Origin of the sequence: Saccharopolyspora elongata (assembly GCF_004348985.1) — a bacterium.
In the GTDB taxonomy this organism is placed as follows: Bacteria; Actinomycetota; Actinomycetes; order Mycobacteriales; family Pseudonocardiaceae; genus Saccharopolyspora; species Saccharopolyspora elongata.
Genome location: NZ_SMKW01000009.1, coordinates 148,097 through 156,492 on the forward strand (window position 1 = coordinate 148,097; position 8,396 = coordinate 156,492).

The 8,396-nt window shown below is 71.0% G+C and carries 7 protein-coding genes; 4 read left to right on the forward strand and 3 right to left on the reverse strand.

Annotated elements, in window-relative coordinates:
- Positions 1 to 149: 149 nt before the first annotated feature.
- The gene (locus tag E1288_RS10050; protein ID WP_132483573.1) at positions 150 to 986 is read right to left on the reverse strand and encodes a peptidylprolyl isomerase; all 837 of its coding nucleotides are present in this window, start codon (positions 984 to 986) and stop codon (positions 150 to 152) included.
- A 184-nt stretch (positions 987 to 1,170) separates the two neighbouring features.
- Here E1288_RS10050 and E1288_RS10055 point away from each other — a divergent pair, with 184 nt between their 5' ends.
- Genes E1288_RS10055 through E1288_RS10065 form a run of 3 tightly spaced genes read left to right on the forward strand, consistent with a single transcriptional unit; the run spans position 1,171 to position 3,775 of the window.
- Positions 1,171 to 1,854 carry an MBL fold metallo-hydrolase gene (locus E1288_RS10055; RefSeq protein ID WP_132483575.1) on the forward strand — a complete coding sequence of 228 codons (684 nt, stop codon included), beginning with the start codon at positions 1,171 to 1,173 and terminating at the stop codon, positions 1,852 to 1,854.
- A gap of 20 nt (positions 1,855 to 1,874) precedes the next feature.
- Positions 1,875 to 3,143: a histidine--tRNA ligase gene (gene hisS / locus E1288_RS10060; protein ID WP_132483577.1), complete on the forward strand. Its 1,269-nt coding sequence runs from the start codon at positions 1,875 to 1,877 to the stop codon at positions 3,141 to 3,143.
- On the forward strand, positions 3,140 to 3,775 hold the full coding sequence (locus E1288_RS10065) for a hypothetical protein (RefSeq protein WP_132483579.1): 636 nt from the start codon (positions 3,140 to 3,142) through the stop codon (positions 3,773 to 3,775). The genes hisS and E1288_RS10065 overlap by 4 nt, the downstream gene beginning before the upstream one ends.
- A 366-nt stretch (positions 3,776 to 4,141) precedes the next feature.
- On the opposite strand, the gene E1288_RS10070 is transcribed toward E1288_RS10065, so the two are convergent.
- Complete coding sequence (locus tag E1288_RS10070; RefSeq protein WP_235883457.1) at positions 4,142 to 5,605, reverse strand: YibE/F family protein; 1,464 nt, start codon at positions 5,603 to 5,605, stop codon at positions 4,142 to 4,144.
- Between the two features lie 135 nt (positions 5,606 to 5,740).
- On the opposite strand from E1288_RS10070, the gene E1288_RS10075 reads away from it, so the two are divergent.
- Positions 5,741 to 6,817 (forward strand): Rv2578c family radical SAM protein, encoded by a 1,077-nt coding sequence (locus E1288_RS10075; RefSeq protein ID WP_132483581.1) that lies wholly within the window; start codon positions 5,741 to 5,743, stop codon positions 6,815 to 6,817.
- A 225-nt stretch (positions 6,818 to 7,042) separates the two neighbouring features.
- On the opposite strand, the gene E1288_RS10080 is transcribed toward E1288_RS10075, so the two are convergent.
- Positions 7,043 to 8,086 carry a hypothetical protein gene (locus E1288_RS10080; protein WP_132483583.1) on the reverse strand — a complete coding sequence of 348 codons (1,044 nt, stop codon included), beginning with the start codon at positions 8,084 to 8,086 and terminating at the stop codon, positions 7,043 to 7,045.
- Positions 8,087 to 8,396: the final 310 nt, after the last annotated feature.

Below are 8,396 nucleotides of genomic sequence, written 5' to 3' on the forward strand. Positions count from 1 at the left end.
TGCTCAGGACCCGTGAGTACTTTTGGTCGTAATAGCAGCGGAAAGTACTCACGGGTGCTGGCCAGGCCGAACGACACCAATTGCGCAGCGAAAAGGGGCGCGGCCCGCATGACCAGTTCACGCTGGCCGCGCCCCTTCCGGCGTTCGCGTCAGGCCTGGACGTCGACCGACTCGAACTTGACCTCCTGCTTCGGGTGGCCGCCGCCCGGCGACGGCTCGAACGCGCCGTCGTGGCCCGCGCGGGCAATGCCGTCGATGACCTTCAGGCCTTCCTCCGAGATCGTGCCGAACACGGTGTAGTCCGGCGACAGCGGAGCCTCGCCGAAGACCATGAAGAACTGGCTCCCGTTGGTGTTCGGGCCCGCGTTGGCCATCGCGAGGTAGCCGCGCCCGTACTGCAGCTCCGGGAACGTCTCGTCGTCGAAGCTGTAGCCCGGGCCGCCGGAACCCTTGCCGGTCGGGTCACCGCACTGCAGCATCTGCAGGCCCTCGGTGCCGATCCGGTGGCACGCGGTCCCGTTGTAGTAGCCCTGCTTGGACAGGCTGACGAAGCTGTTCACGGTGCACGGCGCCAGCGCGCGGTCGAGCGTCAGCGGGATCGCACCCTGGCTGGTGTTGATGGTGGCCTGCACGGTGCCCTTGGAGGACACCTCGCCGTTGGCCGGCGGCTGCACCTGCTTGCTCGGTCCCTTGCTGTCCGGCGGGTACTGGCAGGACACCGGATCCGCCAGCGGCGTCGGCCGGGCCGGCGGCGGCGCGAGCTCGGTGGGGATCTGGACCTCCGGCTGCGCCTGCGGCGGCTGCTGCTGGGCGGTGTCGTCGCCGGTGCGGGTGAAGTAGAAGACGCCCACCACGACCGCGATGACCACGACGATCGTCGCGCCGATGGTGATCATCCGGCGTCGCTTGGCCTGCTCCGCCCGGCGCTGCAGTTGGCGTTCGAGCTTCCGCTTGGCCGCCTGGCGACGTTGCTCGTTGCTGGGCACCTGCTCCCTCCCCGGATTCGGTGAACCTGATGTTGTTCCGGGGAGTTTATGGGGTCGGTCGCGGACCGTTCCTGAGAGCCTGCGCATCGTGCCTGCCGCGCGCGAAGGCGCACGTGGGCGGGACGATAACCTTGGGGGACCGACCCGCCCCATCGGGTGTCGCCGCAACGAAAGGTCGCGCTTCGTGCTTGTCCTCGGGTTCCCGGTAGGACCGCTGCAGGCGAACTGCTACGTGCTCGCGCGCGGGGAAGGCGAGCCCTGCGTCGTCGTGGATCCCGGCCAGGACGCAGTGGCGCCGCTGGACGAACAGCTGCGCAAGCACCGCCTCGCGCCCGCCGCCGTGCTGCTCACCCACGGGCACTTCGACCACGTCTTCTCCGCCGGTGAGGTCTGCGCCGCGCATGACGTGCCCGCCTACGTCCACCCGGCCGACCGCTTCATGCTCGCCGACCCGGGCGCCGCGCTCGGCCCGGCAGGGCGGCAGCTCTTCGGCGACGGCCCGGTGATGGACGCGCCCGCCGACGTCCGCGACCTCGCCGACGGCGACGTGCTGGAGCTCGCCGAACTGCGCTTCGACGTCACGCACACCCCGGGCCATACCGGCGGATCGGTGCTGTTCGGCGTCGGGACCGACGAGGGTGGGCGGCTGCTGCTGTCCGGCGACACCCTCTTCGCCGGCGCCATCGGGCGCACCGATCTGCCCGGCGGCGACCACGGCCGGATGCTCGAGTCGCTGAGCACCAAGGTGCTGCCGCTGGACGACGAGATCGTCGTGCTGCCGGGCCACGGACCGACCACCACCATCGGGCGCGAGCGCGCGGGCAACCCGTTCCTGCAGGGCCTGCCGGCTTCCGACGCCATTTCCTGACGAGGACTGAACCACCACTCATGAGCACGTTCACCGCACCCAAGGGCATCCCCGAGTACTACCCGCCGGAGTCGGCGGGCTTCCTGGCGGTCCGCGACACCCTGTCCGACGCCGCGCGCCGCGCCGGCTACGGCTACATCGAGCTGCCGGTGTTCGAGGACACCACGCTGTTCGCCCGCGGCGTCGGGGAGTCCACCGACGTCGTAAGCAAGGAGATGTACACCTTCGCCGACCGCGGCGGCCGGTCCGTGACGCTGCGCCCGGAGGGCACGGCGGGCGTGATGCGCTCGGTCATCGAGAACGGCCTGGACCGCGGCCAGCTGCCGGTGAAGCTCTACTACAGCGGCGCGTTCTTCCGCTACGAGCGGCCGCAGGCCGGGCGGTACCGGCAGCTGCAGCAGGTCGGCGTGGAGGCGATCGGGGTCGACGACCCGGCGCTGGACGCCGAGGTCATCGCGATCGCCGACGAGGGCTACCGGCGGCTGGGGCTCAGCGGGCACCGCATCGAGATCACCTCGCTCGGCGACAACACCTGCCGCCCCGCCTACCGGGCGAAGCTGCAGGAGTTCCTGCGCGGGCTGCCGCTGGACGAGGAGACCCGGCGCCGTGCCGAGCTCAACCCGCTGCGGGTGCTCGACGACAAGCGGCCGGAGGTGCGGGAACTCGTCGCCGACGCGCCGCTGATGGTCGACCACCTCTCGGCGGAGTCGAAGGAGCACTACGAGCAGGTCAAGGCGCACCTGCTCGACCTCGGCGTGGCGTTCGTGGAGAACCCCCGCCTGGTGCGCGGCCTCGACTACTACACCAAGACCACCTTCGAGTTCGTCCACGACGGACTCGGCGCGCAGTCCGGCATCGGCGGCGGCGGCCGCTACGACGGCCTGATGGCCGAACTCGGCGGCCAGGAGTACTCCGGCGTCGGCTTCGGGCTCGGCGTCGACCGGACCCTGCTGGCCTGCCAGGCCGAGGGGCTGCAGGTCGGCGACCAGGCGCGCTGCGACGTGTACTGCGTGCCGATGGGCGAGACGGCCAAGCGCCGCCTGGTGGCGGCCGCGGGCGGGCTGCGGGCGGCCGGGGTCCGCGTCGACGTGGCCTACGGCGGCAAGGGCCTCAAGGGCGCGATGAAGGCCGCCGACCGCTCGGGCGCGCGGTTCGCGCTGGTCCTCGGCGAGCGGGACCTCGAAGCCGGCACCGCGCAGCTGAAGGAGCTGGCCAGCGGCGAACAGCGCGCGGTGTCGCTGGATTCGCTGGAGGCCGAGGTCCGGGACGCGGTCGCGGAGCCGAGATGACCGAAGCAGAGGCGGTTCCGCTAGATCTGCTGGACCGCAAGACGGTCCGGGCGCGGGCTCGCAACGTCGCGATCGCCGCGCTGATCGTCGCCGCCGCGATGGGTGGCATCGTGAGCCTGTTCGCGGGGCCCACGGGCTTCGCGATCACTGCGGCGATCGTGGGAATCCCGTTGCTGCTGCTGGCTTTCGCGGAGTCCCGCAAGACCATCGAGCTGCGCGGCGGCGAGCTGGTGGCCCGCGCGATGGGCACCCGCGTGGTCGAGGTGAAGAACGCGGATCGGTTCGACCTGTTCGTCACCGACCTGCGCGGCGCGCGGACGGTCAACCTGCTGGTCGGCGGCCCGCCCAAGGGCAAGGCGATCAGCGTGTCGCTGGCGCTCTACGCGGGCACCGGCGGCCGGGAGCTCGGGATCTACGCGCTGCGCAGGCTGGCGGACACGCTGGCCGGCTCGGCCGACACCCGGGCGCTGGTGCTGTCACAGCTGATCGTGGCCCAGCTGCGGGCCGAGGCGCGCGGCGACGCGGCCCCGGACCGCCCGCTGTACCGGCTGGCATCGGTCGCGCCGGTGGGCCGGATGGCGCAGCGGCTGCATCCCGACGCGGTCGCGAGGTTCGTCGCCGCACTGGGGTAGGAGCGCGCCTCACCGACTGCTCAAGTCCGCAATTTCAAGGAGGTTTTTCCAACCTCGTTTTGCGTGGCGGTGCGGGTGGCGGAACCTCAGAGGCTCCCTGGTCTGTGGGTGCCCTGATTTATGTATGTCCAATACACGGCGTCAGGGCCGTCCCGCCCAGGAGTGCCCCAGGGGCACGGGCACAGTGAACCCGCGGCGGTGCAGGTGTCGTAGGTGGGTTATGCGCCTGCGGCGCATGCGGCACCCCATCGACGTGCAGCTTTGCGACCCGCGGCTGCGGGCCGACCAGGATGAAAAACGCTCAATGGAAATTGGACCTTCGATTTCCATTGAAATTGCGGGCCACCGGGGCCGAGGGCGGGCGGATCAGCGGCCGGGCCTGAGGTGCGGCGGCCGTCGGCGCACCGTCGGGGTTTCCGCGCTGGTGGCGGCCGCTCGCCCCACGCGGTCCGCGACCGAGCCCCCGCTGCGGCCGGAGCTCTTCGCGGGCTCCCGGATCGCCACCGCGGCGGCGATCGCCGTGGTGATCGGCACCGCGGCGACCAGGCCGATGCTGCCGACCAGCGTGCGCACGACCTCCTGCGCCACCGCCTGCGAACTCACCACCTCGCCGAAGGTCCGGCCGGAGAGCGTGTACGCCAGCAGCAGCGGCAGCGCCGCGCCCGCATAGGCCAGGACCAGCGTGTTCACCGCCGACGACACGTGATCGCGGCCGATCCGCTGGCCCGCCTTGTAGAGCTGCCGCCAGGACAACGACGGGTTGGCCTTGCGCAGCTCCCACACCGCGCTGGTCTGGGTGACGGTCACGTCGTCGAGCACGCCGAGCGCGCCGATGACGATCCCGGCCAGCAGCAGGCCGCGCGCATCGATCGGCGTGCCGAGCACTCCCATCAGGCTCGCCGTGTCCTCGTCCAGCCCGGTCAGGCTGGTGGCAGCCGAGAAGACCACGCTGAGCAGGCCGATCAGGGCGAGGCTCAGCAGGGTGCCGAGCACCGCGGTCGAGGTCCGCGCGGAAAAGCCGTGCGTCAGGTAGAGCACCACGAACATGATCAGCCCGGCCCCGACGACCGCCACCAGCAGCGGGTCCTCGCCGGCGAGGATGGCGGGCAGCACGAAGCCGATCAGCACGACGAAGCTCAGCCCGAGCGCGACCAGCGCTGCGACGCCCTGCCAGCGGCCGAGCACGATCACCGCGGCCGCGAACACGAGGGCCAGGACCAGCAGCGGCATGCCGCGCTGGAAGTCGACGACCTGGTACGACGTCGGGTCGTCGGGGTTGGCCCCGGCGTAGCTGAGCACCACGTGGTCGCCGACGGCGAATCGCGGCGTGCCGGGGTCCGTCGGCACCGTCTGCTCGATCGTCCGGTCGGGGCGCGGCCCGTCCTGCATCTGGACTCCGAGCACCACGCAGCCGCTCTCGTCGGGCGAGCCTTGGGTGCACGAGCCTGCGGCGGCCGAGACGATGACGGCGTTGACCGGGTACTGGCCGAAGCCGAGGTCGGCGCCGGTGCGCTGCTGGTGGTCGAACGGGTAGAGCAGCAGGAAGCCGACGACGGCGGCCAGCGCGAAGGGCGCCAAGGCGATCGCGAGCACCCGCTTGACCTGCCTGGACGCCGGTTCGGCGGGGCCGTGGCCGTGCCCATGGCCGTGACCGTGCCCGGTGGCGGGGCCGTCGTCCCGCCGAGGGTCGGGGTTCGTGCGGCGACCGCCCTGCGGCGGGTCCGCAGCCGGTTGGACGGGCGGTTGGGCCTGGTCGGCGGCGCGGCGGTGGCGAGCACGATGGCCGCCTCCGGGCTCGGGAGGCTCTCCGGTGGGGCGGCGGTCGGTCACCGGGCAATTATGCGGACCGCTCGTCGCGGCCCGAAGCGGGGCGTTTGGCCGGGCCTTGAGCACCCCCGCCACTCGATTGGCGGACATGCGGAAACGGCGCTCGACATGGTGTCGAAACTATGTTCGAATTGAAACATGCGATGGGAACAGCAACGGGTCAAGCCACCGGTCGGGGGTGCGCCGGAGCTCCCGCTCGAGCTGCCGGAGCCGCCGCCGCGGTCCGGCGGGCGCGCGGGGCTGCGGTTGCCGGAGCCGGTGCCGATCGAGGCGGGCACGGCCGAGGCGTACGCGATCGAGATCCACGCGAAATCGATCATCAACCGGGTGCCGGGGGAGTCCCAGGTGCCGTTCCGGTGGACCGTCAACCCGTACCGGGGCTGCGGCCACGCGTGCCGGTACTGCTTCGCGAGGCGCACTCACACGTACTTGGACCTGGACGCGGGGCACGACTTCGACAGCAAGATCGTCGTCAAGGTCAACGCCGGAACCTTGCTGCGCAAGGAGTTGGCCGGCTCTCGCTGGGCGGGCGAGCCGATCGCGATGGGCACCAACACCGACCCGTACCAGCGCGCCGAGGGGCGCTACCGGCTGATGCGGGAGATCATCGCCGAGCTGCGCGATCGGGCCAACCCGTTCTCGATCCTCACCAAGGGGACGCTGATCCTGCGGGACGTCGACCTGATCGTGCAGGCCGCCGAGGTGGCGCCGGTGTCGGTGGCGGTCTCGGTGGGCTCGGTCGACGAACGGCTCTGGCGGGCCGTCGAGCCGGGCGCCCCGTCGCCGCAGCGGCGGCTGGATGTGGTGCGCCGGTTCGCCGACACGGGGATTGGCTGCTCGGTGCTGATGGCGCCGATCCTGCCGGGGCTCAGCGACGCGCCGGAGCAGATCGACGCGACGGTGCGGGCCCTGGCCGAGGCGGGTGCTGCGAATGTGACGCCGTTGCTGCTGCACCTGCGGCCGGGGGCGCGCGAGTGGTTCCGGGCCTGGCTGCAGCGTGAGCACCCGAAGCTGGTGCCGAGCTACGCCCGGCTCTACCGGGAGGGTTCGTACCTGCCGCAGTCCTACCAGCGCGAGGTCCTCGCCCTGGTGGCCGATGCGAAGCGCCGCCACGGCATCGGCTCGTCGCGGCAGCCGGCGTTCCGCGACGTCGGGGCCGGTGCCGCCCGGTCCGCCGCCGAGGAGGAGGGAGTGCGTCAGCTCAGCCTGTTGTGAGCCCGGTCGGCGACGATCGGGAGTGGTTCTGGGAAATGCACATCATTTTCGATTGGGATAGGACAATGTTAAGGAAAACGATTTCTGACTAGTCCGGAAACTTCGCCGTTCGTTTCGGGGTTGTAAAAGCGCCGATGATGTTGATAATTCGCTCGCGCCTCGGCGCGCCACCGATTCATGGTTACCTACCGTGCTGGACTGCGATCGGCGCTTCCCCGGATCGGGTCAACGTGTCGTGGTGCGCGAAGAGGTGCTGGAGCCCAGCTGCTCCTCGGGCTGCCATCGAACGCCGAAGACGCCCATGCCGAAGTCCAGCGCCACCGCGTGCGTGCGGCCGAACCGGTCGACGGTCAACGGCTTCGGGGGCTCCACCTCCTGCGTGGTGGAGTCGCCGACGTAGCTCTCGCACCGGGTCGGCGGGTGCGCCGGATCGAACTGCAGCTCCACCACGTACTGGCGCACGGGCAGCCGGAACAGCCGGCAGAAGCTGTGCTCGGCCTCGTTCGGGCCGGTCGGCGGGTCGATGATCTCGTACTCCAGCAGCAGCGTCTCGCCGCGCGCCAAGGCCCGGTCGAACAGCAGCTCCGCCACCACCAGATCGCGGGCGTGGTCGGTGAGGACCTGACCTAACCGGCAGGACCGGATCGGCCGGATGATCGGGGGCGTTTCGCCGGAGGAGGCGCCGTCGAACATGATCACCCAGCGGTCGACGCCGTTGGTCTCCGCCCGGACCAGCTTGCGGGTGCGGATCTTGCGCAGCTCGCCGCGCTGGTCGACGTGCACGACGTCGTGGTGGCTCAGCCGGGCGAGCTTGCTGTCGTGGCTGGTGTCGATCTTGGTGAGGAGCTCGGCCGCGGACTCGTTCTCCGACCAGAGCGCGCTCAGCGGCGGCGCCTCGGCGGGGGCCTGCCGGGTGCGGCCGCGCGGGCGCGGCGGGCCGAGCAGGGCCGACAGCGAGCTCTCCGGCACGCCGAGCACCTGCTCCAGCTGCTGCAGGGCGAGCAGCGAGTCGGGACGCTCGGGGCGCCGGCGGCCGGACTGCCAGTAACTCAGCGCGGTGATGCTGACCGGGGTGCCGCGGGCGCGCAGCCGGTGCTGGATGCGTTCCAGGCTCAGCCGGCTGGCCCGGATCGCGGTGCGCAGGGCGGCCTCGAACGGACCGGTTCGGAGCAGTTCGGAGAGTTCGGCAGACAAAGCGTTCGCTCCTTGCTGCGTGCCGCGGACGGCCGGGTGGGTGGCCGGGCGAGCCTCGGTTTTCGGGCCGGTCATCGTTACTCCTCGTGTCCGCCGAATTCCGAACTTACGCTAATCAGTGGGGTCTACGTTGCGCAACGACCGAGTTCCGGTAGGCGTCTACGACTAAAGGAGGAACTAGGGTGTGCTTAAGGCGGGAAACAACTCCTTCATCGCTTCGTGGACGCCTGGCAATGCCGCTGCGCGATCGTCGGTCGTGCCTCGAATCAGTTGAATTGTGGACCAGCTGTGGCAAAATTGGTATCGACCATTTGGTGTTGCTCCGGCGAACGGGCGAGCCAAGGGGCGTGCGCGGGCGGCCGCCGCCGCGGAGCGTGACCGCACC